The organism is Halobacteriovorax sp. ZH5_bin.2 (assembly GCF_043196375.1).
In the GTDB taxonomy this organism is placed as follows: Bacteria; Bdellovibrionota; Bacteriovoracia; order Bacteriovoracales; family Bacteriovoracaceae; genus Halobacteriovorax_A.
Map to the genome: position 1 here is coordinate 838,512 of NZ_JBEBMJ010000001.1, position 14,417 is coordinate 852,928.

Genomic DNA, 14,417 nt, shown 5'->3' on the forward strand with positions numbered 1-14,417 from the left:
TCTAAATATGCAAAGGGCCTTTTGAGGCCCTTTTTTAATTCTTGTAAATTTCTTGAACTAATTGATTAATAAATCTCATACGATATTCTTCATGGTTTGTATTGAGATCATCTGAAGAAATATTCACAAGGGTATTGTAGATATCTCCAGGTAGGCCGCATGGAAAAGTCATCATCAAGGCCTTATTCATTTTCTCTGATGGATAAACATTCAGTGCCATCCCATGCATTGAGACGAATTTCTTGAGCTGAACACCCATTGATGCAACTTTCTTTTCTCCATGCCATAAACCTAATAATGGCCGGTCAAAATCAAGATCACGAATTGTATTATCACTTAAGTTAATTGCATTAACTGTACTTTTAAAAAGGTTATTGATTAGTTCAATTGTTCTTAGCTTCTGTTGAGCAATATTTACGATTGGATAAACAATGACTTGTCCAGGGTGGTGGAAAGTAAGACCTCCGCCACGCTTAATTTCCACTACAGGGACATCGATCTTGCCCACAAGGGCCTGGTCAAAGTCTACTAATCCATGTTCTTCAATTTGATTTCTTTGCAGGCCTCTTCCCATCGTAAAAACTTCTGGGTGAGAAGTGATGATATAAACCATTTGTTCCGGATTATTATAAATAAATTCATTGGCCTTTTCTTGAAACGCTAGAGCTTCAAGATAGTCCCAATTGTCTTTTTGAAAGATATGAGTTTGGTTCTTGGACTCAAGAGTGTAGTTCTTGATATCAAGTTCATTAATTAAATCGTTAAACGTCATGACCTTTTGCCCTTAGGTGATCAAGATAATCTGCTGCCTTATAACTACTTCTTACCATTGGCCCCGAAGCAACGAATTCAAAGCCCATTTCATAGGCAATTTCTTTGTAGCGATCAAATTCTTGAGGCCTGTAGTAACGATCAACTTTTAGGTGTCTCATTGTCGGACGCATATATTGACCAAAAGTTACGATGTCACAACCAACTTCTCTTAGGTCTTTAAGTGTTTCTAGAATTTCTTCATGAGTTTCACCAAGTCCTAGCATGAGCGAAGTCTTAGTTGAAATATGAGGGTAATTTTCTTTGTAGAATTTTAAACAATTTAAAGTCTTTTCATAACCTGCACGACGATCACGAACATCATGAGTTAGCCTTCTTACTGTTTCAACATTTTGAGCAATAACAAAAGGATTACTCTTTGCTAACGTGTGCATATGTTCTTGGACAGCATTGAAGTCCGGAATTAGAACTTCAACAAGTGTATCAGGGTAGTCCTTATTAATTCTTTTTACTACGTTGGCGAAGTGTCCAGCTCCAAAGTCAGGAAGATCGTCACGATCAACACTTGTTACAACAAGATACTTAAGAGACATTGTTTCAACCATCTTTGCCGCATTTTCGATTTCATTGAAATCCACAATACCTTGTGGGTTTCCTGTATCAACATGACAGAACTTACAAGCACGTGTGCAGGTACCACCTAGGATCATCATCGTTGCCGTCTTTGCAGACCAACACTCCGACATATTTGGGCAACTTGCTTCTTCACAAACTGTAAATAGTTGCTTTTCTCTTAATTCTTTTCTGACTTCTTTGAAGTTATCACCAGTTGGAATTTTATTTCTCAACCACTCTGGCTTTCTTTCTAGGTTGCGTGCCTCTTGTTTCTTTCCAACATTAAGACGAGCTTTCTTTTCTTGAATTTTTTTACGAGATTCTTCGTAATCCATTTGATTTACTTGGTTATCAGTCATTTATATAATCCTCAAAATATGTCCTTGCTTATAGCAATTTTAAGCTCGTAAGTTAAGACATATGCTGAGGATCTATGAATTTTCTATACCTTAGCAGTGTCTGTCTCAACTTTTGAGCTCTTTAAACTCAGTAATGCAGCAGGTAAGATCACTAAATCCGCAACTAGTGCAAGAGTTAGGATCACTGAGCAGTAAACCCCAAACTTCTGGTTTGGAACAAAATCACCTAAGTAAAAGAGTCCAAAGGCAATTGTTAACATTGTTGTTGTTAACGCTAGGGCCTTTCCTGTTTGGTGCATTGTTGATGCAAGAGCATCATGACCGTTCATTCCTTGGAGTACCTTGAGTTTGTAATTTGAGATAAAGTGAATGGTGTCATCGACGGCAATACCCAAACACACGGCAAAGACGATAACGTTACCAATATTTAACTCATCTCCCGCAAAGTACATAATTCCGGCCGCTACCGATAGAGGAAAGACATTTGGAATAAGGGAGAGTAGTGCAAGCTTAAGATCCTTGAAAACAAATAGGATAATAAGAAAGATAATAGGCAGTGAAATACTCATCGAAGTTAGAAGAGTATTTACAACGAGGTCATTAACTCGATTGTAGATTGGCGATTGTCCCGCCTCATATATCTTAATCCCGATTTCATCGGCCTTCTTTAAAATTTTATCTGTTTTAGCAATGGCCGCTGTTGAGTCATTAATGTCCCACATGACAAGAACGCGAAAACGACGATTATCAAGGGATAACTGATTTTTGAGATCAAGCCCTTGTGGTAATCCAAGAGTGTAGAGGAAGAGTTGATCTGCTACTGCTCGACGAGTTTCAGGGATAGCATAGAATTCTTCATTATCACTATGAAGAGTCTTATTCATCTGTTTTACAATATCTAAAATTGAGCTAACGCGAATAATCTTTTCGTCCTTAAGCATCCACTGAACAAGCTCTTCTGACTTCTTTAAGAAGGCCGGGTCTTTCACACCTTCTGGTTTCTCTGAGTCAAAAACAAGCTCAATCATTCTAGAGCCACCAAACTCTTTTCTAACCATATTGAAGGCCTGCTTAACAGGAGTGTGCTCGTCAAAATATTCAATAGGGTCAGCATTGATATAGTTTTGCATTCCAAAGTAAATTGAAGCAATTGTGATAATAGGTGTCAGGATATTGATAATAACCTTATGCTTTTCTGCAAACATAAAGATGCCATCAAACGCATGGAATTTATCGTCACGATCTCCCACTTTAAAGTGTACTTTTGTTAGAAGTGCGCCTAGGAAGAAATAAGTGTAGAACCATGCGATACAAGTTCCAATCCCTGAAAGAATCCCTAGATTATAAATTGGCTTAATATCAGTGGATGTAAGAGAGAAGAATCCAATTGCTGTTGTCAGTGTTGTCAGTAGCGTTGGAATAAAGTTCTTCTTTAGAGCTGCAATAGCTGCATCGTGCTCATTCATGCGATCAAAAATATAGAAGTGTCTATAGGTGATTAAGATGTGAATTGAGTCAGCAAGACCAATCGCAATCAAGATGGCCGGGAGGGCCGCAATAATACTCGATAGCTCAATTCCTAAATGGCCTTCAATCCCAAATGTCGTAATAATGGCAAGGCCAACGAGAGAGAATGGAAGAACGATTCCTAAAAGATTTCTAAAAAATAGGAAAAGGATGAGAGAAAGAACCCCAACAACGATTGGAAAGACAACCATCATGTCTCGATCAGATGCTCTTTGAAGTGACTCATTAATAAAAGAGATTCCACCGAGGTAGAACTTTATCCCTTCGGCCTTATTATATTTTTCAAGCAGTGCCTCTGTATCGACTACGACTTGATCATAGGGAGGTGTTCCTTCGAAAGTATCAAGGAATGCTCTGATATAAGTAAAGCGGCCAGATTTCGAAATTGTTGAATTAACAAGTTGTCGATCATGAGTGGCAAGCTGTTCTTTAAGTTTTAAATTCTCTGGAGTTAACTCAACTTCTTCATCTAAGAAAGGCGTAATAAAAATATCATCATCTTCTGATTCAATTGAGTTGTGATTCGTTAAACTTTCAACTCGTACAATATGCTTAATCTGCCACAAGTCTTGAGTGATATCTTGAATTGTTTTAATGGTATTTTCATCAAAGAGGCCATCTTCTTTATAGACCATGATGTCGATGGTGTCTGAACTCCCAAAGATTCCTTCATGCTCTTTTAGATCTAGCAGGCGCTGGTCGTGATCCATTAGCCAACCCTTAACGGAGTAGTTAGCATGAATTTTTGGTAGGCCTGAGCTTAGGGCAATTAAGAAGATAAATGAAATTAGAAGACAAGTTTTAGTATGGTCGACGATATACTTCGCGACTCTTTCTGCAAGTGAGTGAACACGTTTCATATAATTCATTTCCTTTGAAGTTTTCACTAACACTATATTAAGTTTTGTAAAGAAAAGCTAAGAATTTAGGGGGGAGATGATAAGAAATACTCGATTGATGTAGACGCTCTAGCAAAATAGTGTCGATACTCTCAATGTGTTCGAGAGCGAACATTGTCAGCTAGAGCGTTTGTCTAAAGCTAGGCCTTATTGGATTCCAACGAAATCCATTCCTAACTTAGAAATGGCATTCTCTCTTAAGAATGGCATTTTTGTATTGATATTAAATTTAGCACCTTTAAGGTTACAATTGATAAAGATCGTCCCTGTTAAGTCAACATTAGAGAAGTCACATCCAGTAAGGTTGCAACTTTTGAAAGTTACACCCCTTAAGTTTGCCCATCTCATACTTGTCGCTGCAAGGTCACATTCATCAAATGTGCTATCTTCTAAATTTGTACACTCTAAGTTCACGTCTTTCAGATTAATTCTTTTAAAACGATTCTTTGCAAGGTTTGACCAAGTGAAGTCAACACCCTCGTAGTTTGAGTTATTATGCTTTGCATATTTGATATTACATTTTCTTAGATCACTCTCGTTTAAATCAGAGTGGCGAATATTGATTTTATCTAGCATTGAGTTATCGAAAGAACTCTTCTCAATCTTAGAGGCACTGATTAATCGTAAGTTATCAACATTCCTAAGGTTGATACGATTCTCATTTTGTTTTTTGATTGCTGTAAACATCGTGTTTTGCGTCGTCATTTCCATCCTCTTTGTAAAACTAGTAAGATAGTAGCGATTTTATTTAGCTATATTAAGTCAATTGTTTGTAAATTCGGAATTTCCGAACTATTGTAGTCGTATGAATTGGAATCATCTCTATTGTTTTTATGAAGCTGCAAAGCATAAATCTGTAAAGAAGGCCGCTGAAAAAATGGGCCTTGCTTCATCAACTGTAAGTGAGCAGATTAAAAAGCTTGAGCAAAATTACGGTGTGCAACTTTTCGAAAGAAAGGTTAGGGAGATCGTTTTAACAAAAAAAGGTGAGGAGGTCTATTCTCATGCTAAGGGGGTTTTCTCAAATGGGATGCGCCTTGTTGATCATTTAACACCTCATGACGATGGTGGTTACGATGTGACTTTTTCGATTGAGTCACATCTTGAGTCGCCAAATATTGCAGCGGTATTAGCGGACTATTATTCTACCTATAGTGATTTTGGCCATACCATCACAAAGCGCTCAAAGAATTTCTCTCAGACAATGTACTATCTTGAAAATGATACTGTTGATGTGGCCATCAGCGATAAGAAGCTTTCTAACGAATTATACGAAAACTACCTCGTTGCCCAAAATCAGCTTCGTTTCTATGTAAACACTGCTGTTGCAGCGAAATATCGCGACTTACCATTCGAAAAATTAGTTAAAAAGCTACCCATTGGTTTTCTTTCATCTGATGAAAAAATGATTGTTAATGCGAAGCAAGTTCTTAAAGAGCAGAAGGTTTACTTAAAGGAAGCTTTCTTTAGTGAGCACCTTTATTATTTGTCGACGTTGGCACAAAGAGGGGAGATCGTTCTTGCTGCAATTGGTAATGAGTCGATCTTTCAGGAGTTGTACTGTCTTGGCCCTCAGCATGATATTGGTGTTCCAACATATGCAATTCTTAAAAAGAAAAATGAGAATTTACTCTTTGCTAGAAAATTAAAAGATTTATTAATGGTTGATACAGACGTTAATCAGTTAAATCTTCATTAATTTCCATTTGCCGACCTGTTTAAAACTAGTTAGCATTTGTCGATGAAAAATTATTCCCTTATTAAGTCCATTGTAATGACTATACTTATCTCTATGTCTTTTCATGTATCTTTTGAGACTAGGGCCGAAGATATTGGCTTTCTAAAAGATGGAAAGATTAAAGATATTATTGTTAGAGAGATTGCCAACCTTAACCTGTCCACAACTGTAAAGTTGTTAGATTGGGATAAAATAAAAGGTGTAGGTGTCGGTCTTAAGTACGGCTATGAAATGACTCCTTCCTATTTGAAGGGGAAGTTTGCTCGTGTCGATGAGTGGAGTTTTAATCGTCACGTAAACCCTGGCTCATATATTGATGCCGTGACACCGATTAATCTAACGTTTTCTAAAAATGATCGAGTAACTTTTATTCGTCACTTTGATGATCAAAAGAAAGCAATTCTCGCGATCCCTTATTCAATTAACAAGCTTCCTTATAACGCAGAAAGTACTCTTAAGAGGTTGGCCATTGGGGACTTTGTCAGTATCCCGGCACAAATGACTTTAAATTTTGGATTGAGTGCTGCTTACGGTTATGGGGATATTGTTGATGCCAGTGCTTTTGCCAATGTTATTACAAGTGGTAATTACAATATTAATATCTACCGCATGGATGAAAGTAAGGTTCGCTTAAAAATTGTGACAAGAACTTCTACGGAGGCCAAAACTGGTGCCAAAGTAAAGAGTGATTTCTTTGTTGCCCTTGTTGAGAAGGTAAATACACCCGACTTTGTTTCTAAGAACTTCCAACTAAAGTTATTAGAATATAACCTAGGCCGTGGAATAGGCGAGCAGTATGTTCTAGATTATATCTTTGACCTAAGCCTTCCGCACGCAAGAGAGGCCTTTGATCGAATCATTAAGCCGAAGTATAAGTTGAATACGGACAAAATGATTGGTCAGTATACAGGTCGAAAGTATATTGAAGAAAAACTTATTTCTGACTTTAGCCTAGCAAATGAAATTGCAACATTTGGTACGGGGGTAAAGTTACTTTTCCAAGGTTTTAATGAATATAAATTCAAACGTCGAGGATTCAAGCTCGGAATCTTTATTAGTGATGTTGATTACGATTGGACTTATTATAAAAACCATATCTCGATCTTAAATGGCCCTGATGTTGGAGAGTATTTCTTTCCAAATAAAGTTTATAAGTACAGTGAAGAGTTCAATATCCTTATTCACAAAAGAAGAGATAAGATTGAAGAATCGTACTTTTCTTTTATACCAAAGGATAGAGTAACTGAAACATCTGTTGATTTTGGAACAAATTATCTTAGAAAGGATCGATACTTTACACGCGGTGAGTGGAAATCGACAAAGAAGAAGATTAAGGCATTGGTTCCTCAGTTCATTTTCTCAAAGATCGATTTTAAAGAGCTTGATACGGTCAAGACGAATATCACGACAGAGGTTAAGTACCGTCTTGTCTTAAGGAAAGAGATCTTTGAATATATTAAGAATGTTCCATTAGAACGTATTATTGATGAGGTTAATAAGATTAAAAAAGATCGCGGTTATCGCGTCGTCACACGAAATGGAAAAGGTAAGTATTTCATAAGTAAGATCTTTTTCTGGCAAAGGGCCCATACTCGTCATGTTGCCAAGCGAATTCAAAGAATCCTTAACTCGGAAGTGGATAATATCTATATAAAACTTGAAAAGGTGATCGATAACATCGACAAAAATAACTTTCGTAAGTACTTTTATCGTGTTGTGCAAAGTCTTGTTCCAATTGATGACCTGCCAAACTTAATGTTTTTTAAGTTGGATATTTTAGGAAACCGTACTCAACCAGTTCATTTTAATTATGGTGAGCATGAGTTCCCTAAGGTTTATTATGAGATCCTCGATATTAACCGCGATTTTCACGACTCAAAAAGAGACTTTCAAATTATTACGGAGTAGGGTGTGAGTGATTACAAAGAATTTTTAGGTGACTACAAAGAATCTCCTGTTGAGATTTTTGAAACATGGTTTAAAGAGGCCGTGGCCAAAGAAGAAAATGGCCCTGCATTTACTCTTTCAACAGTTGATGAATCAGGGCAACCAAATGCTAGAACGCTTCTCTTAAAAGAAGTCGTTGGTAATAGGCCACTATTTTTCACAAATTATAATTCGGTAAAGGCACAGGAGATTATTGCAAACCCAAATGTGGCCATGACTTTCTACTGGCATCGACTTGGTAGGCAAGTCAGAATCAGGGGTTCAATTTCAAAGTGTGATACTGAAGTATCAAAGAACTATTTTCAATCTCGTGCTCATGAGAGCCAGGTAGCAAGTTCAATTTCTAATCAGTCTTCACCAGTTGAAGATCGCAAGAGGTTAGTACAAGAATATAATGAAGGGCTTGAACGCTATAAAGAAGAAGTCCCATATCCTGAAAACTGGGGTGGTTACTTAGTCGATATTAAAGAAATTACTTTCTTTATTTACGGAGAGTTCCGTTTAAACGATCGCTTTCAATTTGTTAAAAAAGGTAATGAGTGGCACTCACTAAGACTTTATCCATAATTATATTTACTATTTTAATCTATACCTCTAGCGGAAATGCTTCTGAGCTATATGCTGGAGGTGGGGCATCACTAAGTGGTGTTATATCTGAAACAGATTATTACAATGGTGCAACGGCAATCTTTCCTTCTGCAAATGTCGGAGTGAAGTTTGGTGCACTGGCACTGGAAGGCTTTTTTAGAACAGGAACACTTTCTAATGATCATCAAGGATTTAAGGTCGATCTTGATACAAATCAATTCGGCTTTATGTTTCGTATTTCACCAGAAGAGTGGCTTGATATGAATCTTGGTGGACATTGGACGATGGTTGAGGGGAGATCTTCTATTTATAACGGACAAATGCTCACGGGGCTTGTAAATCGAACATATAGCTCTGTCATACTTGGAATGGGTTTTAATATTCCATTCTCAGACCAATTAAGAGTTCGCACAGATATGAATTACTACGCAGGAAAAGAGATCTTTTCTCTTTTTCAATTTGATATTTCTATCGTTTATAGCTTTCTTACTTTTTAGAATCTTTACTTGCTGGAAGTCTTCCACTTTCTCTTGTGATGTACTTTGCAAGCTCAGGTGTAACGAGGCCATTTCTATCAAGTGCTTTTGCTAGTTTGTCGTTACCTGTTTTTAGAGTGTAGATATGTTGCTTGGCCTGCTGGTTTGCAGAGACAAGGCTTTGCATATTATTGAGTGCCGCTTGGTACTCATCTTTTATACCTTTAATTGTTTCTTTCTGATACGCAACTTGTTGTCTTAAGTTAGCGATCTCAACTGCCTGACTAATTTGAGCATTTAGATTCTTTTCATATTGAATTGCATCTTGGTCCTTATATTCACGTCCAGCTTTAATTGTGAAAGCGATTAGAACAAGTAGGTTAGCGGCAATAATTCTTTTCATAAATATCTCCATTATTCTATGTACCTATCGACATAATAAAAAAAATCATTAATATTTTTCGAAAACATCCGAAATAATAAGTACTTATACTTTGGGGAAAGAGAATGTTTTTGATTGATGTAAATTTATTTGAAGATGAGTTTTACCTTTTACCTGTTGAGCAGAGGAAAGGGGACCAATATAAAATTCAGTGCCACTCAATTGAATCGGCAAAATTACTACAAGAAACGTTAGGACAGATTAAGCATCTGCATCCAACTAAAGATAAGTCTCGTTTCAAGCTTTTAAGAAGAGAAAAGCAATTTGGTTTTGAAGTAAAAGTTTTAGGTTATATCGAAGAAGAAGAAAAAAAGGCCTCATAAGAGGCCTTTCGTTTAATTAAAGATTTGAGTTAACGAAATCCCAGTTAACTAGCTTCCAGAAAGCTTCGATATATGAAGGACGAGCGTTTCTGTAATCAACGTAGTAAGCGTGTTCCCATACGTCAATTGTCATTAGAGCAGTGTGACCATCAGTCATTGGAGTTTGTGCATCGTCAGTGTTAACGATCTCTAGCTCTCCACCTTTAGTCTTAACTAGCCAAGTCCAACCTGAAGCAAAGTTAGTTGCAGCTGCATTAGAGAATTCTTCTTTGAACTTATCAAATGATCCCCATTTTGCGTTGATAGCGTCAGCTACTGCACCAGTTGCCTCACCACCTGCGTTTGGAGCAAGACAGTTCCAGTAAAAAGTGTGGTTCCATACTTGAGCAGCGTTGTTGAATAGGCCACCAGTTGACTTCATGATGATTTCTTCAAGAGTCATATTTTCGAATTCAGTACCTGGAATCGCAGCGTTTAGCTTTGTTACGTATGCATTGTGGTGCTTTCCGTAGTGGTACTCAATTGTTTCAGCTGAGATATGAGGTGCTAGAGCATCCTTTGCCCATGGTAGTTCTGGAAGTTTATGTTCCATTCTTTTCTCCTTAATTCTAGATTCTTATAATGTTTTTTGAACAGCTCTATTCTAATGCGTTTGTTCTTTAAGTGCAAAACGCATTAAGTTATAGAAATTATTTTTGCCCTTTTGAAATTCTCCTCAAATTTTACTCAAGAATTTTGCCCAGATGTCGATTTTAAGCTAATGCATTTTCGACGTCATCTACCTACATTTGCTCTATCAATATTAACAATTTACCTTGTGGCATTTAGTGCAAATGCGAGCAGTTGGGGGCAACGCGGTGGAGTAATTCACTCGGCTACTGATAAGTATGGTGGAAATTGGCGCAAGCTGAGTTCGACTCAAGAGGGTAGCATTGAGCAATTAATTGAAATCGTCTCAACCTCAAAGCTTGGGATTCAGTTAATTGATAAGGCACGCTTAAGGGCCGCCAAGGATCGCAAGCGACTTGAAGAGGTTATTGATAGTGGTGATGCTTCAGTGACAGATACGACCCTTGTGAGAAAGTTCAATCCAAGCTCACCTGAAAGCGTACGCTTTGAGACAAGGTCCAAGGTTTATATTGATAAGTCTCATTCAACTAAGAATGCCGTTCTAGATCTTATTCACGAGTTAACTCATTATATCTATAAGAAGCCATTTAATCCTTACTTAAGTGATTTCTCTGTTTCTACCTTTTTAAGTGATACGATCCAAGGCAAGGGTGGGGAAGTTGATGCCTTTTTAGTTGAGTGTCGTGTCGGACGCGAGATTTATGGGCTTAAAGCGATCTCTCCACAGTGCCTAAATATTTTAGATGGAGAGGAGTTCTCAAGAGAGCTTGCTGTAAAGGAGTTTTATAAACTAGGGGCACATTATGACCAGTTTAAGCATGCGGTAAACAAATTAGGTATCTCTCACGAGATAGTTGAGCATAGTTCGAGCGAAGACTCTAGCCTCATCTCATCGGCTTGGTCTAAGCCGTATCCAGTAGCTGTAATAGAGGAGTTTGAAACGATCATGACCAAGGTCTGTCAAAATGATCTTAAGCGCATGACCTATCTAAAGGAGAGTCAAAGCCGCTCCATAGCGAGTGCTAATAAAAAGATGGGTCAGGAAGAATCTAAATTTAATGCTAGATGTCGTTCATATTTAGACTAAATTTTATTGACGACTAAACTCAATAATGTCTCTATGCACCAACGTTTCCATACAAAAAACTCTCTTTTTTCCTCGGCTTTAATTGACTACAAAGCTAAGCATTGGTAATTTATAACCTAAGAATTTCATAATTTTATACATCTATAAAAAGGATTGCTGGCAATGCAAGATAGTGTTGTTTTATTAAAACTTGATGACTTCCTTAACTGGGGAAGAAAGAACTCTCTTTGGCCAATGACATTTGGTCTAGCTTGTTGTGCTATTGAAATGATGGCAACTGGTGGTGCTAAGTATGACTTAGAACGATTCGGTTGTGGTGCTTTCATGGCGACACCAAGACGTGCTGACTTAATGATTGTTGCAGGTACTGTAACTCTTAAAATGGCACCAAGAATTAAGACTCTTTATGAACAAATGGCCGAGCCGAAATATGTTATTTCGATGGGTTCATGTGCTAACAAAGGTGGGCCATACTGGCAACACGGTTACCACGTTCTAAAAGGTGTTGATGAGATCATTCCTGTTGACGTTTACGTACCAGGTTGTCCTCCAAGACCAGAGGCTTTAATCGAAGGTTTAATGACACTTCAAAAGAAAGTTGCTAACGAGAGACTTCTTAAAGATAAGTGGGTGAAGCATGCTTAATGAATTAGTAACTTTTATTAATGATAAAGTTAGCGGTGCAAATGCCTCTTTAATTGAAAACGAAGCAGGTGATAAGCCGATCTTAGTTGATGCTTCAAAAATTAAAGACGTTTGTTATGCGCTTAGAGATAGTTCTGAATATCAGTTCAACGTACTTCAAGTTGTATCAGGTGTTGATTATGAGAGTGAAATTGAAGTTAACTATATGCTGGCTTCATTTATTACAAACTCTGATGATGTAATGATCAAAGTTAAGCTTCCAAAAGCAAGTAAAGATGATGTTCCTAAAATTGATTCTGTATGTGATGTTTGGAAGTCGGCTAACTTCTTAGAGAGAGAAGTTTACGATATGAATGGTGTTGAATTTGTTGGACACCCAGATCATAGAAGAATTCTTTGTCCAGAAGATTGGGAAGGTTTCCCGCTTCGTAAAGACTATGAAGTTCAAAAAGTTTGGCAAGGTTTCGAAGTTAATCCTGAACATAAAATGAATATCGCAGATCACGAATTCTTCGCTAAGGCGAGAATTGATGCTGCTGAACCAAAGAAGATCTCTGGTTCATGGGATGGAAAGATTTCTACTGATTTAGAGGCCGCTCTAAATAAGAAGATGGAAGAAGCTAAATAATTAATTTTAAGGATATTTTTAATGGAAGATAATACATTAAAACAAGAACAAGAAGCCTTACATACTGATCTACTGACAGTAAATATGGGGCCTCAGCACCCTGCCACTCACGGTGTTTTACGTGTTGAGATTAAAACAGATTCTGAAATCGTTGTTGAAGCGACACCATACCTTGGTTACCTACACCGTTGTATGGAAAAGCACAGCGAGAACTTAGATTATCGTGGAATCATTCCTTTCACTGACCGTATGGACTACCTTGGTGCCATGGGAATGGAGTGGGGATATGTTCACGGTGTTGAAAAGATGCTTGGAACTGAAGTTCCTGAAAGAGCAGAGTACATCAGAGTTATTGTAGCTGAGCTACAAAGAATTGCATCACACTTAATGTACTTTGGTACATATGCAATTGACCTTGGTGCTTTTACTCCTTTCTTATATGCATTCCAAGATAGAGAAGAAATCCTAAGAATCTTTGAAGAACTTTCTGGGGCACGTCTTCTTTATAATTATATTTGGATTGGTGGTGTGTGGAATGATATCAATGATGATCAACTTCGTCGTATTGATACTTTCTGTACTAAAATGGAAGAGAATATGAAGAAGTACCACGATCTTGTTGGTATGAACGCAATCTTCCGTAACAGAACTGCTAATGTTGGTATTGTTACTCCTGAAATGGCATTTGAGTACGGTGCAACAGGTGCTGTTCTTCGTGGTTCAGGTGTTGAGTGGGATCTTCGTAAGAAGAAGCCATACGGACTTTACGAAAAATTTGATTTCGATATCGTTACAGGTAAAGGTGAAATGGGAACTGTTGGTGACTGTTGGGATCGTTACTATGTACGTGTTTTCGAGATTTTTGAATCAATTAAAATCCTTCGTCAAGCTCTTGATGGAATTGAGGCTGGACCTGTTATGGGGAAAGTTCCAAAAATCATTAAGCTGCCAAAAGGTGAGATTTATACAAAAACTGAGTGTCCTCGTGGAGAACTTGGTTACCACATCGTTTCAGATGGTGGAAAAACTCCTTACAGAGTTAAAGTTAAGTCTTCATGTTTTACACACACTTCAATGCTACCTGAACTTGGAAAAGGTCAGATGATCGCAGACTTCGTTGCTACGATCGGTAGTATTGATATTGTACTAGGAGAGGTTGACCGATGAGCACTCAAGCAACTTACCAAGCAGGTGAGCAACTAACATTAGGAAAATGGTTTAAGAATATCTGGACTGGAGTTAGAACAGTAACTAAAGGTCTAGGGATTACTTTTAAGTATGTATACGGTGTAAAGCCTGTAACAATTGAATATCCAGAAGTAAGAGAAGAGCTTCCAAAGAACTCTCGTTCACGTCTATTTAATGACGTTGAAAACTGTATTTCTTGTTACCAGTGTGCAACTGCTTGTCCAGTTGACTGTATCTACATTACAGCTGTTAGAAGAGAAAAAGATGCTCCAGCACTTAAGACAAGTGGTGGGACACCAATTAAGTTAGATCTTCTTCAATACACAATCGATACAGCTCTTTGCTGTTACTGTGGTCTTTGTACTACTGTTTGTCCAACTGAGTGTCTTACTCACACGACAGACTACGAATTCTCTCAATATACTCTTGATGAGATGAAGTACGACTATCTAGCACCAGATATCAAAAAATGGCGTGAAAGAATTGTTAAATAAGCATCCGCAGCATCTTGCGTAAACAAGATATGATGTGGTGCTAGCTCACTAATACTTTAG

16 protein-coding genes are annotated in these 14,417 nt (G+C 37.6%); 10 read left to right on the forward strand and 6 right to left on the reverse strand.

Features of this window, described 5'->3' with window-relative positions; translation table 11 throughout:
• Positions 1-34: 34 nt before the first annotated feature.
• The 4 genes from ABMA76_RS04115 to ABMA76_RS04130 all read right to left on the reverse strand — a co-directional run bounded on the left by ABMA76_RS04115 (position 35) and on the right by ABMA76_RS04130 (position 4,876).
• Positions 35-772, reverse strand: coding sequence for a hypothetical protein (locus ABMA76_RS04115; protein ID WP_392909280.1), 738 nt, complete (start codon positions 770-772; stop codon positions 35-37).
• Entirely contained in the window at positions 762-1,745 is a 984-nt protein-coding gene (gene lipA / locus ABMA76_RS04120; RefSeq protein ID WP_392909282.1) for a lipoyl synthase, read from the reverse strand. Before lipA ends, ABMA76_RS04115 begins: the two co-directional genes overlap by 11 nt.
• A gap of 83 nt (positions 1,746-1,828) precedes the next feature.
• Positions 1,829-4,132, reverse strand: a complete 2,304-nt coding sequence (locus tag ABMA76_RS04125; protein ID WP_392909283.1) for an RND family transporter — start codon at positions 4,130-4,132, stop codon at positions 1,829-1,831.
• A gap of 186 nt (positions 4,133-4,318) precedes the next feature.
• Entirely contained in the window at positions 4,319-4,876 is a 558-nt protein-coding gene (locus ABMA76_RS04130) for a pentapeptide repeat-containing protein (protein ID WP_392909284.1), read from the reverse strand.
• 100 nt (positions 4,877-4,976) lie between these two features.
• Between ABMA76_RS04130 and ABMA76_RS04135 the strand changes: the two genes are divergently transcribed.
• The 4 genes from ABMA76_RS04135 (at position 4,977) to ABMA76_RS04150 (ending at position 8,941) form a co-directional block, all read left to right on the forward strand.
• Positions 4,977-5,870, forward strand: a complete 894-nt coding sequence (locus ABMA76_RS04135) for a LysR family transcriptional regulator (protein ID WP_392909285.1) — start codon at positions 4,977-4,979, stop codon at positions 5,868-5,870.
• 93 nt (positions 5,871-5,963) lie between these two features.
• A complete protein-coding gene (locus tag ABMA76_RS04140) occupies positions 5,964-7,817 on the forward strand; it encodes a hypothetical protein (RefSeq protein ID WP_392909286.1) in 1,854 nt (617 codons plus the stop codon).
• A 3-nt stretch (positions 7,818-7,820) separates the two neighbouring features.
• Positions 7,821-8,423, forward strand: coding sequence for a pyridoxamine 5'-phosphate oxidase (gene pdxH, locus ABMA76_RS04145; RefSeq protein WP_392909288.1), 603 nt, complete (start codon positions 7,821-7,823; stop codon positions 8,421-8,423).
• Entirely contained in the window at positions 8,396-8,941 is a 546-nt protein-coding gene (locus ABMA76_RS04150; RefSeq protein WP_392909290.1) for a hypothetical protein, read from the forward strand. The genes pdxH and ABMA76_RS04150 overlap by 28 nt, the downstream gene beginning before the upstream one ends.
• Here the strand turns inward: ABMA76_RS04150 and ABMA76_RS04155 are convergent.
• Entirely contained in the window at positions 8,931-9,323 is a 393-nt protein-coding gene (locus ABMA76_RS04155) for a hypothetical protein (RefSeq protein WP_392909292.1), read from the reverse strand. The genes ABMA76_RS04150 and ABMA76_RS04155 overlap by 11 nt on opposite strands.
• Before the next feature lie 104 nt (positions 9,324-9,427).
• Between ABMA76_RS04155 and ABMA76_RS04160 the strand changes: the two genes are divergently transcribed.
• Positions 9,428-9,685, forward strand: coding sequence for a hypothetical protein (locus ABMA76_RS04160; protein WP_392859900.1), 258 nt, complete (start codon positions 9,428-9,430; stop codon positions 9,683-9,685).
• Between the two features lie 16 nt (positions 9,686-9,701).
• On the opposite strand, the gene ABMA76_RS04165 is transcribed toward ABMA76_RS04160, so the two are convergent.
• Positions 9,702-10,277, reverse strand: a complete 576-nt coding sequence (locus tag ABMA76_RS04165) for a superoxide dismutase (protein WP_392909294.1) — start codon at positions 10,275-10,277, stop codon at positions 9,702-9,704.
• A gap of 168 nt (positions 10,278-10,445) precedes the next feature.
• On the opposite strand from ABMA76_RS04165, the gene ABMA76_RS04170 reads away from it, so the two are divergent.
• The 5 genes from ABMA76_RS04170 (at position 10,446) to ABMA76_RS04190 (ending at position 14,357) form a co-directional block, all read left to right on the forward strand.
• Positions 10,446-11,402 (forward strand): hypothetical protein, encoded by a 957-nt coding sequence (locus tag ABMA76_RS04170; RefSeq protein WP_392909296.1) that lies wholly within the window; start codon positions 10,446-10,448, stop codon positions 11,400-11,402.
• Between the two features lie 162 nt (positions 11,403-11,564).
• Positions 11,565-12,047 carry an NADH-quinone oxidoreductase subunit B gene (locus ABMA76_RS04175; protein ID WP_114706451.1) on the forward strand — a complete coding sequence of 161 codons (483 nt, stop codon included), beginning with the start codon at positions 11,565-11,567 and terminating at the stop codon, positions 12,045-12,047.
• Positions 12,040-12,675 (forward strand): NADH-quinone oxidoreductase subunit C, encoded by a 636-nt coding sequence (locus tag ABMA76_RS04180; RefSeq protein WP_392909298.1) that lies wholly within the window; start codon positions 12,040-12,042, stop codon positions 12,673-12,675. The genes ABMA76_RS04175 and ABMA76_RS04180 overlap by 8 nt, the downstream gene beginning before the upstream one ends.
• 21 nt (positions 12,676-12,696) lie before the next feature.
• On the forward strand, positions 12,697-13,842 hold the full coding sequence (locus ABMA76_RS04185; RefSeq protein ID WP_392909300.1) for an NADH-quinone oxidoreductase subunit D: 1,146 nt from the start codon (positions 12,697-12,699) through the stop codon (positions 13,840-13,842).
• Positions 13,839-14,357: a 4Fe-4S binding protein gene (locus ABMA76_RS04190; protein ID WP_392909302.1), complete on the forward strand. Its 519-nt coding sequence runs from the start codon at positions 13,839-13,841 to the stop codon at positions 14,355-14,357. The genes ABMA76_RS04185 and ABMA76_RS04190 overlap by 4 nt, the downstream gene beginning before the upstream one ends.
• The last annotated feature ends 60 nt before the right edge of the window (positions 14,358-14,417 follow it).

Bases quoted from the DNA above. Each gene is read 5' to 3' on its own strand.
- ABMA76_RS04165 (WP_392909294.1), bottom strand. From the start codon at position 10,277: ATGGAACATAAACTTCCAGAACTACCATGGGCAAAGGATGCTCTAGCA.
- ABMA76_RS04155 (WP_392909292.1), bottom strand. From the start codon at position 9,323: ATGAAAAGAATTATTGCCGCTAACCTACTTGTTCTAATCGCTTTCACA.
- ABMA76_RS04115 (WP_392909280.1), bottom strand. From the start codon at position 772: ATGACGTTTAACGATTTAATTAATGAACTTGATATCAAGAACTACACT.
- ABMA76_RS04125 (WP_392909283.1), bottom strand. From the start codon at position 4,132: ATGAAACGTGTTCACTCACTTGCAGAAAGAGTCGCGAAGTATATCGTC.
- ABMA76_RS04130 (WP_392909284.1), bottom strand. From the start codon at position 4,876: ATGACGACGCAAAACACGATGTTTACAGCAATCAAAAAACAAAATGAG.
- lipA (WP_392909282.1), bottom strand. From the start codon at position 1,745: ATGACTGATAACCAAGTAAATCAAATGGATTACGAAGAATCTCGTAAA.
- ABMA76_RS04140 (WP_392909286.1), top strand. From the start codon at position 5,964: ATGTCTTTTCATGTATCTTTTGAGACTAGGGCCGAAGATATTGGCTTT.
- ABMA76_RS04170 (WP_392909296.1), top strand. From the start codon at position 10,446: ATGCATTTTCGACGTCATCTACCTACATTTGCTCTATCAATATTAACA.
- ABMA76_RS04135 (WP_392909285.1), top strand. From the start codon at position 4,977: ATGAATTGGAATCATCTCTATTGTTTTTATGAAGCTGCAAAGCATAAA.
- ABMA76_RS04190 (WP_392909302.1), top strand. From the start codon at position 13,839: ATGAGCACTCAAGCAACTTACCAAGCAGGTGAGCAACTAACATTAGGA.
- ABMA76_RS04180 (WP_392909298.1), top strand. From the start codon at position 12,040: ATGCTTAATGAATTAGTAACTTTTATTAATGATAAAGTTAGCGGTGCA.
- ABMA76_RS04160 (WP_392859900.1), top strand. From the start codon at position 9,428: ATGTTTTTGATTGATGTAAATTTATTTGAAGATGAGTTTTACCTTTTA.
- ABMA76_RS04185 (WP_392909300.1), top strand. From the start codon at position 12,697: ATGGAAGATAATACATTAAAACAAGAACAAGAAGCCTTACATACTGAT.
- ABMA76_RS04175 (WP_114706451.1), top strand. From the start codon at position 11,565: ATGCAAGATAGTGTTGTTTTATTAAAACTTGATGACTTCCTTAACTGG.